Genomic DNA, 14,940 nt, shown 5'->3' with positions numbered 1-14,940 from the left:
GTTAATTACTTCTTCTAAATTGAGAGTAATTGAGTGTTTTTTAGTCTACTTTTTTCATAACTTAGCAGTTCTTATTTTGATAAATTTTTAGCTTAACTTATGGCAACAGATAAAGAAAAAGAAGCGAAACTAAAAGCGCTTCAACTTACTCTAGATAAATTAGACAAGTCCTATGGAAAAGGGACTGTAATGAAGTTAGGAGATAAAGTAATTGATGATGTAGATGCTATTTCTTCTGGATCTTTAGGATTAGATTTAGCTTTAGGAGTTGGAGGATATCCAAGAGGAAGAATCATTGAAATATACGGACCAGAATCTTCTGGTAAAACAACATTAACATTACATGCAATTGCAGAAGCTCAAAAAGCTGGAGGAATTGCTGCTTTTATTGATGCAGAGCACGCTTTTGATCGTTTTTATGCAGAAAGCTTAGGAATTGATGTAGATAACTTAATTATTTCTCAACCAGATCACGGAGAGCAAGCATTAGAAATTGCAGATAACCTAATTCGTTCAGGTGCAATTGATATTGTAGTTGTCGATTCGGTAGCAGCATTAACTCCAAAATCTGAGATTGAAGGAGAAATGGGAGATTCTAAAATGGGATTACACGCTCGTTTAATGTCTCAAGCATTACGTAAATTAACAGCTACTATTAGTAAAACAAATTGTACGGTAATTTTCATTAACCAGTTACGTGAAAAAATTGGTGTAATGTTCGGAAATCCTGAAACCACTACTGGTGGTAACGCATTAAAGTTTTATGCTTCTGTACGTTTAGATATCCGTAGAAGAACACAAATTAAAGATGGTGATCGCGTTATTGGGAACAGTACTAAGGTAAAAGTAGTTAAGAACAAAGTTGCTCCACCTTTCCAAACTGCCGAGTTTGATATTATGTATGGTGAGGGAGTTTCTAAAGTTGGTGAGATTTTAGACATCGGAGTTGAGTTAGGTATTGTTAAGAAAAGTGGATCTTGGTTTAGCTACGGAGACACAAAATTAGGTCAAGGTAGAGATGCAGTGAAAGGCTTAATTAAAGACAATCCTGAATTAATGGAAGAGTTAGAAACTAAGATTAAAGATGCCATCGAAAATCAAGAATAAACAGATATAATAATCTTGTTGTATATATAAACAGTTATAGGTTCTCCTGTAACTGTTTTTTATTTTTACAATGAAATATGATTTATATAAATTCTCAAATATCATTACAACCTATTCAGTTAGAAGATTCAAAACTATTATTTGAATTAATGCAACAGGTATATCCTTTAGCTTATGATTATTTCTGGGAAGATGCAGGGAATTGGTATGTGAATTCTCAGTATTCAAAAGAAAATATTCATAAAGAGTTAGCACAAAAAAATGCAGATTATTATTTTGTTGTCTACAAGGGAGAAATTGTTGGAAATTTTAGAATTATCTGGGATGAGTTTATTCCTGATTTTGAAGATAAATTAAAACCAGTAAAGCTTCACAGAGTGTATTTACATGCTAAAACACAAGGAAACGGTATTGGAAAAATGCTATTAACTTGGTTAGAAAAAGAAGCTATAAAAAAACAATATGAATTGATTTGGTTGGATGCTATGGATGAAAAACCACAAGCGTTTAACTTTTATAAAAAGTTAGGATACCAATATCATTCACATTGTTTTTTACCTTTTGACTTATTACATGATAAATACAGAAAAATGAGTCAATTGTATAAGAAGTTGGTTTAAACTCCAGTACTTCCAAATCCACCGGCTCCTCTTTCAGTTTCATTTAATTCAGAAACTTCTTGCCAATTTACGCGTTCGTGTTTTGCAATTACTAATTGAGCTATTCTTTCACCATCATTTATTGTAAAATCTTCATTAGATAGATTTACTAAAATCACACCGATTTCACCTCTGTAATCAGCATCAACAGTACCAGGAGCATTTAAAACTGTAATTCCTTTTTTAGCAGCTAAACCACTTCTTGGTCTTACTTGAGCTTCATATCCGTTTGGTAAAGCAATAAATAAACCTGTTTTAACAATTGTTCTTTCAAGTGGTTTTAAAACAATTGCTTCTTCAATATTCGCTCTTAAATCCATTCCAGCAGAACCTTCGGTTTCATAAGCTGGAGTTTGATGTTTTGACTTATTAATTATTTGAACTTTCATGGGGATAAATATCGTATAAAAATGTTATAACTTCTAAAAATTCCTGTCTCCAAAAAGTTTCGTTATGCTCTCCACCAGGTACAATTTTCGAGACTAAGTTCTCTTCAGGAAATCCACTTGTTAAAAGTAAATTGATTGTATTGTTAAAATCTTCTGTCATACCTTCTTTTTCTCCTAGTAAAAAGTACATTTTAACATCCGATACATTTCCTTTAGATGTTGTGAAAGGAATAACTTCTTTTGAAAACCAAAAAGATGGAGATAAAACACCTATTTTACCAAATGTTGAAGGATATTGAAGTCCTCCATAATAGGAAATTAAACCTCCTAAAGAACTACCTACTAATCCTGTGTTTTTTTGATCAGATTTTGTTCTGTAGGTTTTATCCACATAAGGTTTTAAAACTTGGGAAATAAATGTAATGTAAGTATCACCTTTTCCACCACCATATTTTTTATGAGTCCAAGGAGTATATTCATCAGTTCTTTTTTCTCCTCCATTTTCGGGTGCTACAACAATAAAACCTTTACCTGTTTTTTGATAAAGTGAGTTTAAAACTTCATCAATTCCCCATTCTCCAATAAAAGAAGTAGCGTCATCGAATAAATTCTGACCATCATGCATATAAATTACAGGATAATTTTTATCAGAATTTTCATAGTCCGGCGGTAAATACAACCAAACTTTTTTCGGTTTTGAACTTATTTCATTAATCATAAAAGTGGTATCTAAAACTCGAACATTTGTTGATTTTGTTGAGGTTGTAGCAGTACTGCTTTTTTTATCTTTAATTTTAGGTTTACAAGCAAAAAGACTAGTAATTATTAATATGATTAATATTTTTAAGACTTTCATTATGAGTAAATTTTATAGTATGTTTTAGAGTAAAGGAGAGTTTTTGGGTATTAAGTAATACTAAATTATTAATTTAGTATTTAATTATGTATGAAAAACAAACAAAATGAGTGATTTTTCTAAAATAGCTGTTCTTGGTGGTGGAAGTTGGGCAACAGCCATAGTAAAAATGCTTTGTGAGAATTGTGAAACTGTTGGTTGGTATATGAGAAGCATTTATGCCATAGAGCATATTAAACGTAATAAACACAATCCTAATTATTTAAGTTCTGCAGAACTGCACCCCGAACAATTAGATCTTTCAAATAATATAAATGAAATAGTAAAAAACTACGAGGTTTTAATTTTTGCTATACCTTCAGCATTTTTAAATACTGAATTAGAAAAACTTACAGAAAGTTTAGACAATAAAATCATCTTTTCTGCGATTAAAGGTATAGTTCCTGAATCTGGTTTAATTGTCGGAGAGCATTTTCATCAACATTATGATATTTCTTATGAAAATATTGGTGTTGTAGCCGGTCCTTGTCATGCTGAGGAAGTAGCAATGGAACGACTTTCTTATTTAACAATTGCTTGTCAAGATCAAGAGAAAGCAAAAGAGTTAAGTAAGTATATTAAAAGTAGATACATTAAAACAAAAGTATCAGACGATATTTTCGGTACTGAGTATGCAGCAATGCTGAAGAATATTTATGCCATAGCAGCAGGTATTGCTCATGGTTTAGGTTACGGAGATAATTTTCAATCGGTATTAATGAGTAACGCCATACGAGAAATGAAGCGTTATATTAAAAAGGTTCACCGAATGAAACGTAATATTAATAATTCTGTGTATCTGGGAGATTTACTGGTAACTGGTTACTCTATTTTTAGTAGAAATAGAATGTTCGGAAATATGATTGGTAAAGGTTATACAGTTAAATCAGCAATGTTAGAAATGAATATGGTTGCTGAAGGATATTACGCAACTAAAAGTGCCTATAAAATTAATAAAGAAAATGGTGCGAAAACGCCAATAATAGATGCAGTATATTCTATTTTATATGGAAAAAAAGAGGCGAAAGATGTGTTCGAGAAATTAACTAATATGTTAGACTAATTATTTCATTCTTAAAAGTATAAAAACCCTTCAAAATAATACTTTAAATGAAACTCAAACGACCTCTAACGCCTTAAGTTTTAAATTTTACAAAACTCGGGGCAAATGTAAGTTAAAATGAAAAACTGACAACATATAAAGGTTATTAAATTTTTTATTAAAAGTTAAATAAAAATTAACAACTTTTCATATTTTTACAACAAATAGTATATTTTTAAACAACCAAATGAAAACAATTCAAGAAGCTGTTGAAATTACTATCAGAAAAACCCCTTTCATTGAAGAAGCTCTTAACGAAAAATTAATTAATGTTTCATCTTTAGCTAGGGTTATTTTACCTGAAGTAGCACAGCAATTAAAAAAAGAAGTAAAAGTAGGTGCAGTTATGATGGCAATCAATAGATTGTCTCCTGTAAATGAACTTCGTATACGAAAAAATATAAAAAAATTAGCATTAAATCTCGGAGATGTAATTGTCCGTTCTGATTTATGCGATTTTACCTTTAAAAACACACCCACTCTATTTAAAAGAATCGCTAAAATATTAGATAAAGCTTCTGAGAATAATGATTTATTCTTAACGATTTCTCAAGGTATTTTTGAGACGAATATTGTGGCTAGTGTTATTCTACAACCATTTATTGTTGAGATTTTTGAAGATGAAATTTTAATAAATAACGTAACAGATTTAGCTTCAATTACCATTAAATTACCAAAAGAAAATTTAGAACAATCTGGTATTTATTATTTCATTTTAAAGCAATTTGCATGGGCAAATATTGCGGTACAAGAGGTAATTTCTACGACACATGAAATGACGATTGTAGTAAAAGAATCTGATGTGAATGAAACCTTTGGTATCCTAATGGATTTAAAGCTGAATTAACTGTATGAGTAAAGTAGATCCTTATGCATCGCTGAGATACAAAGAGTTCAACATTTTTTTACTAGTTCGCTTTTTATTGGTTTTTGCATGGTCAATGCAATTTATAATCATTGAATGGCAAGTGTATTCAATAACAAAAGATCCTTGGAGTTTAGGTTTAATAGGAGCTTTTGAGTTTGTTCCAGCGTTTACAATGGCTTTGTTTGCGGGGCATATTGTAGATCAAAAGGAAAAAAGAAATTTATTAGCTTTATGTATAGGTCTTTTTTCTTTAATTAGTCTAGGATTGTACTTTTTAACAAACCCCAATTTCGTTGAAAGTTGGAGCTCAAATAGTGTTTTATATTCAATTTATGCACTTGTGTTTTTTGGAGGTTTTTTACGTTCCTTTTTTGGTCCAACAATCTTTTCCTTAATAGCATTAATTGTTCCTAAAAAATTATACCCAAATGCTGCAACTTGGAGTAGTTCTACTTGGCAAATTGCATCAGTTTTAGGTCCAGCTTTTGCTGGTTTTACTATTTACAAAATTGGTGTAAATCTTTCATTATGTATTGTTTTTGCTTTGGTGATATTCTCATTTTTAATGGTATTCTTTATTAAGAAAAAACCAATTATGAATCCAAAGAAAAATGAACCTGTAGGCAGAAGTTTAAAAGAAGGAATTTCATTTGTATTTAAGACGAAATCTATATTAGGAGCTATAACTTTAGATATGATTTCAGTTCTATTTGGTGGTGCAATTGCTCTTTTACCAGTTTTTGCTCAAGATATTTTACAAGTAGGTTCCAAAGGATTCGGAATGTTGCGTGCTGCACCAGCAGTTGGAGCTTTTTTAACAATGTTAATTACAGCATATATTCCGGTAAGTAAAAATGCAGGAATGAAATTATTAGCCGCAATTTTTGGTTTTGGAGTTTGTATTATCATTTTTGGGTTGTCAGAAATATTTTGGATATCAATTGTAGCTTTATTCTTTAGTGGAGTTACAGATGGAGTTTCTATGGTTATTAGACAAACTATTTTACAATTAAAAACTCCCGATCATATGCGAGGAAGAGTTGCTTCTGTAAATTCAATGTTTGTTGGTTCTTCGAATGAATTAGGAGCTTTGGAAAGTGGAGTTACGGCTAAATTAATGGGTACAGTTACAGCTGTTGTATTTGGTGGAACAATGACACTGATAACAGTTATAACAACTGGAATATTAAATCCTACACTTAGAAAGCTTGACTTGACAGAAGATTTTCAAAATCAGGAAAAATAAAAAAGAATCCAAAAGCGGATTCTTTTCTTTTATATAAACGATCTTGTAATTAAGTTATATTAGTTCTCCTTCTATTATTAATTGGTTATTTCTTTATAGATAACCAGTTTTTATCTGCTTTTACTTTTAGTTCTTCAGGGTTTTCATCCAACCATAATTTTAGAGTATTTGTTCCCCAAGAATTGTAAAATAAGTATAATTTTCCGTCTCTAATTTCAAATGTTTTTGGGTTGATTCCTACTTTTTCGCCTTTCACTCCAATGGCATAAGCACAATATCCTCCATATTGCGGAATATACTTTTTTGGATTCGCCTTAAAGGTATTTAAGTTCTCGGTTGAAGAAAATTGAAAAACAACATCATCATAAGTGTAAGATAATTTTTTACTTCCTTTTACAGCCTTATTTGAGAAATAAGCCACAACATCATAGCCATTAGCAACAGCTCCTTTTTTAAGATTGTAGTTTTCTTCCTGAGAGAAAGCAGTAAGTGATATAAATAAAATAACTGCAGTAATAATACGGTTCATGTGTACATAATTTTCAATGTAGTCGAAACAAATAGTAAAAATTTACAGCACCATTAAATTGCAGCCTCTAATATCAGAGTTATCAAAACGACCAATAATTTCAAAGGAATTGTTTTTATGTACCTTTCCAAGGTCTTGTGTGGCAATGAACGAACAAGAATTGTAATTGGCTAAATCAATCACATTTATTCCACCTGTTTTTCCTTGTTTTTGAACAGATAATGGATCCTCAGTGTCACGAGTTAATATTTTCATCCAAGGCGGACAATCAAAAATTCCATTTCCATTCGAGTATCCTTGACTTAAAAGCTCCGTCATTCCGTATTCAGAATGAATATTTTCAACACCAAAACCATCAGAAAGTAATTGGTGTAATTCTTTTCTAATTAATTCTTTTCTTCTTCCTTTCATTCCACCAGTTTCCATAATAGTAGTATTCTGAAGATTAAAAGAATAATTTTCTACCATGTCAAGTAAAGCGAAAGAAACTCCGATCAGTAATGTTTTTTTACCACTTTTATCTAAAGTATTCAGTTTCTTCGATAGCTCGTCTATATTATTTAAATAAAATCCGCTTTCAGGATGTTTTGATTTTTTAATTAAATCATCCACCATGTACACTAAAGAAGAACCTTCTCTTTCTAGATAATTTGGTAATAAAGCCAAGATGATATAATCCTCAATATTTCCATAGAAATATTCAAAACCTTTTAGATAACTTTTTTCATAATATGACAGGTCTGTAATAAGGTGCTTACTTGTAACACTTCCTGTTGTTCCTGAGCTAGAAAAGGTCATTTTTATATCTTCCGAAGAAGAAAGAATTCGTTTCGATTTAAAAAATTGAATAGGTAAAAAAGGAATTTCCTCAACAGTTTTTATATCGCTTGGATGAATATATAGTAAGTCACAAAATGAGCGATACACAGGATTATTTTCAAACTGATGTTTAAATACCTGAAATGTCGCATCATTAAATTGTTCTTCGGATTGTATGTTAAAAATGGTGTTTTTCATTTTTCAAAAACAAAAATAAGAGTATTTCACGCAACCTTTTAAGAAATGTTTCATCTTAATAATAAATAGCAAAAAATAAAAGCAATGAAAACACTTTTAAAATTAGTAAGTTTTTTACTCTTAGTTAGCGCATGTACAAAGGATGAGGAATTAAATGAGTTTTGTGTATTAGAGAATCCTATTGAAGAGTTAGCATGGTTAAAGAATATTAAAACTGGTTTAGAGCAATCTGCATCAGATAATAAAGTAGAAATTTACGAATACAGTTATAAACAACAACGCGTTTTTTGGGTTGACACTTGTGTTGGATGTGCAGACAATTTAATTACAGTTTATAACTGTTCTGGAAATGTGATGTGTGAGTTTGGAGGTATTACTGGAGTTAATACTTGTATTGATTTCTCTAGTGAAGCAAGCGGCAAAAAATTACTTTGGAAGAATTATGACCAGGCTATTATTAATAAAGAATTGTACGATACTGTTAATACCGATAACTATGTAATTAATAATATTTTAATAGATGGAGATTTAATAAAAATTAATATTTCCTTCAGTGGATGCTCTCCAGACTCTGATAGCATTAAACTTATAGATTCTTCTGCAATTTTAGAATCTGCTCCTCCAAGAAGACTTTTAAAACTTGAGTTTCTTAAGAATGAAGCATGCTTGGCTCATTTTACGAGAGAGTTAGTTTTTGATATAAGTAATTTAAAAATTGGCTCCACTGGTGAATTGATTTTTCTATTTGAAGAGTGGAATGATGAAATAGTATATCAATATTAAATAAAATAAAACAAAATGAAAAGAGTATTTATAGCTTTAGTTGCATCGTTCATTGTATTTATGTCTTGTACTAAAAATGAGGATAATATCGATTTCAACCCGAATAATCTTTTATTAGGACATTGGAAATTTGAAACTTCTAAATACGGAGAAACAGTTTTTAAAAGAACTTCTTCTCTTCCCTCTGAAGAATATGGAGTATCCTTTTTGGAAGAAGGAAAATATATTGAAAGAACTTCTGGATTTTGTGCAACACCTCCCTTATCATACTGGAGTATTGAAGGTACTTACGAGGTAGAAAGTGAAATCATTAAAGTTCTGAAGGAACACTATCCAAACAGTTTTATTTGGAAAATAGAGTTACTTACAAATGAAAAATTGGTCGTAAGTTATGCTCAGTCAGACCAAGAAAAAGATTATGAAGACTTGATGGATTTGTTTACTGAAATTTATAATTTGGCGAACAGCGTAGATTGTACAGATGCTAATAATTGGTTAATTACACAGTACGGATCCAAAGCTTGTGGTGGTCCTCAAGGATATATAGCCTATCCAAATTCAATAGATGTAAATTTATTTCTAGAAAAAGTTAGTAATTACACTCAGAAAGAACATGAGTATAATATAAAATGGAGTATAGTTTCAACTTGTGATGTTGTGGCACAACCAAATGGAGTAGATTGTGAAAATGGAAAACCAGTATTAACTTATTAAAAGAAAAAGAAATTAAGTTAGAAAAACTCATACAACAGTGTAAGGAAAACAACCTTAAAGCACAATCTCAAGTTTATCAGCTTTTCGCTGGTAAACTTTTCGCATTGAGTTTAAAATATTCTAGAAATCAGCAAGATGCAGAGGATATTTTACAAGACAGTTTTTTAACTGTATTTAATAAAATTTACCAATATAAATTTAAAGGTTCTTTTGAGGGTTGGTTAAAGCGAATTGTAATTAATACAGCTTTACAGAAGTATAGAAAAGAACCTTCACTTTATTTGGTAAAAGAAGAAATAATCTTTGAGGAAGATGAGGTGGATTTTGACGAAAGTATTATTGGAGTGAATGATTTATTAGCAATGATTCAGGCATTGCCAGACCGATATAGATTAGTATTCAATTTATATGTTTTAGATAGTTTTTCTCATAAAGAGATTGCAGAAATGTTAAATATTACTGTGGGAACATCAAAATCTAATTTATCAAGAGCAAAACAAATATTGAAGGAAACAATTGAAAACAAAAAGGATAAACTAGAAAAGGCTTAATGATGGAAGACAAAAAAATAGAACGATTATTTCAAGAAAAATTAAAGGATTTTGAAGTAGAGCCTTCATCTTTTGTTTGGGATAATATTGAAAATAAATTAACAAATAAGAAGAAAAGAAGAGTGCTTCCTATTTGGTGGTTTACAAGTGGAATAGCATCTTTTATAATTCTAGGATTACTACTTTTTCCGAAAATTGATAAGGTTAATAATGATATTCAAACTGAGGTAAACTCTAATAAATCGAATGAAGTTATAAGCACAGATAATATTATAACTGAGGTAAAGATTCAAAATAAGTCAACTGAAAATAAAGAATTTATAAAAAATAAACCAACATCATCAAGTCAGCATAAATATACTGGGAGTCGTGAAAACTTAATGGTTAGTAAGAAAATTGAAATGTATGAGAGAAGGTTGGCTAAATCGACAGTTTCATTGAAGGGTTTACAAGTCGATAAAAAAATTGCTATGGAAAATGTTTTTACAGAATTGCTAGTTTTTAAAACACAAGATTTAGGAAAAGAGGATTTTATTGCCGAGATAAACAAAAAGGAAGATAATAACAAAGAAGATTTTGAAGATTCAAATTGGAGTATTTCTCCAGTTGTAGGAATTTTAAGTTCACAATCGTTTAGTAAATCATCATCAATTGATGCTGGTTTAAATGAAAATGAAATATCTAATCCTGGAACACTATCCTATGGAGTAAGTATTACCTTCGATATTAATGAAAAGTTGTCAATTAAATCAGGAATTCAATTTCAAAACATGAGTTACAACACAGAAAATGTTGGAATTGTTTCAAGCACAACGATCTCTAATAATTTAGAGAATATTGACTTTAATGGAACGGATAACTTCTTATATGTGAGTACTTCTGATCAAAGTTTTATAGAGGATTTAGGATTAACTTCATTTGGTACTATTAGCGAAGGAACGATAGAACAAGATATTAATTACATGGAGTTTCCTGTTGAATTAAAGTATAAGTTATTCACTTTTAGTAAATTTCAAACTAGTTTAATTTCAGGTTTTAGCACCTTATTTTTAACTGATAATTCAATTACGACTCGCACATCAACTTTCTCAAGAGAAATTGGTGAAGCAAATAATTTAAATAAGTTGAATTTTAGCGCGAATTTAGGTTTAGATGTGGAGTTTAATATTAATGAAAAAGTGAGGTTTAATATAAATCCAATGTTTAAAACTCAATTAAATACTTTTTCGGATAATTCTACCAATTTCAGACCTTATATTATTGGAGTGTATTCTGGTTTCAGGTATAATTTTTAAATTAGCATATCAACCATTAAATAACCTCAATGAAATATGTATTAGTTTTTTCTTTGATCTTAATGATGTCATGTGAACCACAGAAAGCTTCTTCAAATAAAGAAAACCCACTAGAAGATATCGCTTGGATTAAGGAATATATAGAAAACACTGAAAAAAGTCCTTTTCCTACAAAAGCCAAAATCACCCAATATAAATTTAACGGAGAAGTAGTGTATTTAGTAAACGGATGTGTGGATTGTACAGATGCACCATCAATTTTGTATAATAAAAAGAAAGAACAATTGTGTGTTTTTGGTGGTTTGATAGCAAACTCGAATAATTGTCCCGATTTTTTAGATAAAGCATCTGATAAAAAAGTTATCTGGAAAAGTTTTGACTAATTATGAATTTGACAGTTAGAGAAATAGAAGTAAAAGATATAGATTTGTTATTAGATTATTGGTATAATTCTAGTGATGAACATTTTTTAAAAATGGGTGCAGATTCCAGTAAACTTCCATCACGAAATGACTTTTATAATGCACTGGTTGAGCAAATAAAATCACCTTTTACAAAGAAAAAATCATATGCCGTAATTTGGGAAGAAGATGGTGTACCAATTGGCCATTCAAACGTGAATAATATTGATTTCGGTAAAGAAGCATTTATGCATTTACATGTCTGGAATATTGGCAGAAGAAAAAAAGGATTTGGAACAACGTTAGTTCAAAAATCCCTTCCTTTTTATTTTGAAAAGTTACAGTTAGAAACTTTGTATTGTCAACCTTATGCATTCAACCCTGCTCCTAATAAAACATTAGAGAATGTCGGTTTTGAATTTGTAAAAAAGTACACAACTATTCCTGGTTCAATAAATTTTGAACAAGAAGTAAATTTATGGAAAATGAGTCGTGAGCGTTTTCTATCAAAAGCTTAATTGAAAACAGATTTTTCTATTACTCTTTATAAATTTTAACTTCAACTTCTCCTTTATCATTCATAGAAGCTCTATACATGCCAGCTGTGTTAAATTCAAAAACCATATTTCCGTTTTTATCTACAGCAATAATACCACCAGTACCACCTAGTTTAGTTAGTTTATTTTGAATAACTTCTTTTGCTGCTTCTTTTAATGAAAGTCCTTTATAGTCCATTAAAGCAGAAATATCATGAGCTACTTGAGCTCTAATAAAATATTCTCCCCAGCCAGTAGATGAAACTCCACAAGTTGCATTATTTGCATAAGTTCCAGAACCAATAATTGGTGCATCACCAATTCTATTCCAACGTTTATTTGTCATTCCACCAGTTGAGGTTCCTGCGGTAATATTTCCATCTTTATCTAAAGCAACACAACCCACAGTTCCAAATTTAGAATCTTTAATTATAGGATCATAAAAAGCTGATTTTCCGTCATGGTCTAGCTCCGCTTTCATTTTTTCTTTTACCCGTTGTAATGATTTATATCTGTTTTCCGTAAAAAAGTATTTCGGATCTACAATTTCCACTCCTTGTTCTTTGGCAAATACTGAAGCTCCTTTACCTGAAAGCATAACATGTTCAGAGTTTTCCATTACTTTTCTTGCAAGAGTAATCGGATTTTTAATGTCAGTAACACCGGCTACAGAACCTGCATTTAAATCAATTCCGGTCATAATAGAAGCATCCAATTCATTTGTTTCTTCATGAGTAAATACCGCTCCTTTACCTGCATTAAATAAAGGTGAATTTTCTAAAATATGAATTGTTTGTTCTACGGCGTCGATACTTTTACCTCCATTTTTAAGAATATTATACCCAACTTTAATAGCCTCCTCTAGTTTTTCTTTATAGGCTTTTTCTTTTTCAGGAGTCATATTTTTCTTTAAAATTGTTCCAGCGCCACCATGAATAACAAGCGCAAACTCGTTTGTTTTTACATTTTCGGTAGTTTTAGCTTTCTCGGTATTGTCACAACTTAGGAAGGAAATTGTTGTAAAAAGCAGGAGATAGATAAGATTTTTCATAAAAAGTTTAATTTCAAACAAAAAACAAGTGATTTGTTTAATTTATTAATTTAGAATTATTTGTAAATTTGACTTTTCAATTTAAACAACTAAAACGTAAATACAAAATGGCAGATTTTGGTATTCAAGAAGCATTACAAACCCTTGGGTTAAAAGAAATAAACGAAGGAACATCAACAGGAACTAAGTGGTTCTCTAATGGAGAAATCATTGAAAGTTATTCACCAGTAGATGGAAAATTAATCGGAAAAGTAAAAGCATCTACTAAAGATGATTACGAAAGTGTAATGAAATCGGCAACAGAGGCTTTTAAATCTTGGAGAATTTTACCAGCTCCTCAAAGAGGAGAGATTGTTCGTCAATTTGGTGAGAAATTAAGAGAAAAGAAGGAAGCTTTAGGTAAATTAGTTTCTTATGAAATGGGTAAAAGCTACCAAGAAGGTCTAGGTGAGGTTCAAGAAATGATTGATATCTGTGATTTTGCTGTTGGTTTATCTCGTCAGCTACACGGTTTAACAATGCACTCTGAAAGACCAGGACACAGAATGTACGAACAATATCATCCATTAGGAGTTGTAGGAATTATTTCTGCATTTAACTTTCCGGTAGCAGTTTGGTCATGGAATACAGCTTTAGCTTGGATTTGTGGAGATGTTTGTGTTTGGAAGCCATCTGAGAAAACTCCATTATGTGGTGTAGCTTGTCAGAATATTATTGCAGAGGTATTAAAAGAAAATGATTTACCAGAAGGTATTTCTTGTTTAGTAAACGGAGATTACCAAGTAGGTGAGTACATTTCTAAAGATACAAGAGTTCCTTTAGTATCTGCAACAGGTTCTACTCGTATGGGTAAAATCGTAGCGAAAGAAGTTGCAGGTCGTTTAGGTAAGAGTTTATTAGAATTAGGAGGAAATAACGCAATTATTGTTACTCCGGATGCTGATATTAAAATGACTGTTATCGGTGCTGTTTTCGGCGCTGTTGGAACTGCTGGTCAACGTTGTACTTCTACACGTAGATTAATTGTTCACGAGTCTATGTATGACAAAGTAAAGAATGCTTTAGTAGATGCTTACAAGCAATTACGTATTGGAAATCCATTAGATGAGAACAACCACGTTGGTCCATTAATCGATACACAAGCTGTTGAAATGTATAAACAAGCATTAGAAAAGGTTGTTGCTGAAGGAGGAAATATTATTGTTGAAGGTGGAGTTTTAGAAGGAGAAGGATACGAAAGTGGATGTTATGTAAAGCCTGCAATTGCAGAAGCTGGAAACTATTATGACATCGTACAACACGAAACGTTTGCACCAGTATTATACTTATTAAAATATACAGGAGAAGTTGAAAATGCAATTGCTTTACAAAATGGAGTTGCACAAGGATTATCTTCTGCTATTATGACGAATAATTTACGTGAAGCTGAGCGTTTCTTATCTCATGCAGGATCTGATTGTGGTATTGCAAACGTAAACATCGGAACTTCTGGAGCTGAAATTGGAGGAGCATTCGGTGGTGAGAAAGAAACTGGTGGAGGTAGAGAATCAGGATCTGATGCTTGGAAAATTTATATGCGTCGCCAAACAAATACGATTAATTATACGACCGAGTTACCTTTAGCACAAGGAATTAAGTTCGATTTATAATTCGTAGTGAACTAAATAAAAAAAAGAGCCGCAATTTGCGGCTCTTTTTTGTGTGTCTACAGCCCCCCCGAACTATAAACGAAAAATCTAAATAACTTTAGATATATCTTAAAGATACATCGTACTTTTTAAGTTTTGAGACTATTGT

17 protein-coding genes are annotated in these 14,940 nt (G+C 31.0%); 12 read left to right on the top strand and 5 right to left on the bottom strand.

Going from position 1 to position 14,940, the window contains the following annotated elements; translation table 11 throughout:
- Positions 1–99 precede the first annotated feature (99 nt).
- Positions 100–1,107, top strand: coding sequence for a recombinase RecA (recA, locus tag ACOSP6_RS06165; protein WP_422094828.1), 1,008 nt, complete (start codon positions 100–102; stop codon positions 1,105–1,107).
- A gap of 77 nt (positions 1,108–1,184) precedes the next feature.
- Positions 1,185–1,727 (top strand): GNAT family N-acetyltransferase, encoded by a 543-nt coding sequence (locus tag ACOSP6_RS06160; protein ID WP_422094829.1) that lies wholly within the window; start codon positions 1,185–1,187, stop codon positions 1,725–1,727.
- On the opposite strand, the gene dut is transcribed toward ACOSP6_RS06160, so the two are convergent.
- Both dut and ACOSP6_RS06150 read right to left on the bottom strand, forming a co-directional pair.
- Positions 1,724–2,155, bottom strand: coding sequence for a dUTP diphosphatase (gene dut, locus ACOSP6_RS06155; protein ID WP_422094830.1), 432 nt, complete (start codon positions 2,153–2,155; stop codon positions 1,724–1,726). The genes ACOSP6_RS06160 and dut overlap by 4 nt on opposite strands.
- On the bottom strand, positions 2,136–3,011 hold the full coding sequence (locus ACOSP6_RS06150; protein WP_422094831.1) for an alpha/beta hydrolase: 876 nt from the start codon (positions 3,009–3,011) through the stop codon (positions 2,136–2,138). The genes dut and ACOSP6_RS06150 overlap by 20 nt, the downstream gene beginning before the upstream one ends.
- 106 nt (positions 3,012–3,117) lie before the next feature.
- Here ACOSP6_RS06150 and ACOSP6_RS06145 point away from each other — a divergent pair, with 106 nt between their 5' ends.
- From ACOSP6_RS06145 to ACOSP6_RS06135, 3 genes are all read left to right on the top strand, one after another.
- The gene (locus ACOSP6_RS06145) at positions 3,118–4,113 is read left to right on the top strand and encodes an NAD(P)H-dependent glycerol-3-phosphate dehydrogenase (protein ID WP_422094832.1); all 996 of its coding nucleotides are present in this window, start codon (positions 3,118–3,120) and stop codon (positions 4,111–4,113) included.
- A gap of 226 nt (positions 4,114–4,339) precedes the next feature.
- A complete protein-coding gene (locus ACOSP6_RS06140; protein ID WP_422094833.1) occupies positions 4,340–4,999 on the top strand; it encodes a hypothetical protein in 660 nt (219 codons plus the stop codon).
- 4 nt (positions 5,000–5,003) lie between these two features.
- Complete coding sequence (locus ACOSP6_RS06135) at positions 5,004–6,266, top strand: MFS transporter (RefSeq protein WP_422094834.1); 1,263 nt, start codon at positions 5,004–5,006, stop codon at positions 6,264–6,266.
- Between the two features lie 85 nt (positions 6,267–6,351).
- Here ACOSP6_RS06135 and ACOSP6_RS06130 read toward each other — a convergent pair whose 3' ends face one another.
- Together ACOSP6_RS06130 and ACOSP6_RS06125 are read right to left on the bottom strand one after the other, a co-directional pair.
- On the bottom strand, positions 6,352–6,795 hold the full coding sequence (locus tag ACOSP6_RS06130) for a YHS domain-containing (seleno)protein (protein ID WP_422094835.1): 444 nt from the start codon (positions 6,793–6,795) through the stop codon (positions 6,352–6,354).
- A 42-nt stretch (positions 6,796–6,837) separates the two neighbouring features.
- The gene (locus ACOSP6_RS06125) at positions 6,838–7,812 is read right to left on the bottom strand and encodes an acyl transferase (RefSeq protein ID WP_422094836.1); all 975 of its coding nucleotides are present in this window, start codon (positions 7,810–7,812) and stop codon (positions 6,838–6,840) included.
- 84 nt (positions 7,813–7,896) lie between these two features.
- Here ACOSP6_RS06125 and ACOSP6_RS06120 point away from each other — a divergent pair, with 84 nt between their 5' ends.
- Genes ACOSP6_RS06120 through ACOSP6_RS06095 form a run of 6 tightly spaced genes read left to right on the top strand, consistent with a single transcriptional unit; the run spans position 7,897 to position 12,074 of the window.
- Positions 7,897–8,595, top strand: coding sequence for a DUF6970 domain-containing protein (locus ACOSP6_RS06120; RefSeq protein ID WP_422094837.1), 699 nt, complete (start codon positions 7,897–7,899; stop codon positions 8,593–8,595).
- Positions 8,596–8,610: 15 nt separating this feature from the next.
- Entirely contained in the window at positions 8,611–9,309 is a 699-nt protein-coding gene (locus ACOSP6_RS06115; RefSeq protein ID WP_422094838.1) for a hypothetical protein, read from the top strand.
- An 11-nt stretch (positions 9,310–9,320) separates the two neighbouring features.
- Positions 9,321–9,860, top strand: coding sequence for an RNA polymerase sigma factor (locus ACOSP6_RS06110; RefSeq protein ID WP_422095587.1), 540 nt, complete (start codon positions 9,321–9,323; stop codon positions 9,858–9,860).
- Positions 9,860–11,155 carry a hypothetical protein gene (locus ACOSP6_RS06105; protein WP_422094839.1) on the top strand — a complete coding sequence of 432 codons (1,296 nt, stop codon included), beginning with the start codon at positions 9,860–9,862 and terminating at the stop codon, positions 11,153–11,155. The genes ACOSP6_RS06110 and ACOSP6_RS06105 overlap by 1 nt, the downstream gene beginning before the upstream one ends.
- A 29-nt stretch (positions 11,156–11,184) precedes the next feature.
- Positions 11,185–11,538, top strand: coding sequence for a DUF6970 domain-containing protein (locus tag ACOSP6_RS06100; protein WP_422094840.1), 354 nt, complete (start codon positions 11,185–11,187; stop codon positions 11,536–11,538).
- A gap of 2 nt (positions 11,539–11,540) precedes the next feature.
- Entirely contained in the window at positions 11,541–12,074 is a 534-nt protein-coding gene (locus ACOSP6_RS06095) for a GNAT family N-acetyltransferase (protein WP_422094841.1), read from the top strand.
- A 19-nt stretch (positions 12,075–12,093) separates the two neighbouring features.
- Here ACOSP6_RS06095 and ACOSP6_RS06090 read toward each other — a convergent pair whose 3' ends face one another.
- Positions 12,094–13,143, bottom strand: coding sequence for an isoaspartyl peptidase/L-asparaginase family protein (locus ACOSP6_RS06090; protein WP_422094842.1), 1,050 nt, complete (start codon positions 13,141–13,143; stop codon positions 12,094–12,096).
- Between the two features lie 107 nt (positions 13,144–13,250).
- Between ACOSP6_RS06090 and ACOSP6_RS06085 the strand changes: the two genes are divergently transcribed.
- A complete protein-coding gene (locus ACOSP6_RS06085) occupies positions 13,251–14,792 on the top strand; it encodes an aldehyde dehydrogenase family protein (RefSeq protein WP_422094843.1) in 1,542 nt (513 codons plus the stop codon).
- Positions 14,793–14,940: the final 148 nt, after the last annotated feature.

This window comes from Tenacibaculum sp. MEBiC06402 (assembly GCF_049239625.1).
GTDB lineage: Bacteria > Bacteroidota > Bacteroidia > Flavobacteriales > Flavobacteriaceae > Polaribacter.
This window is presented reverse-complemented; position numbering and strand designations above follow the sequence as displayed.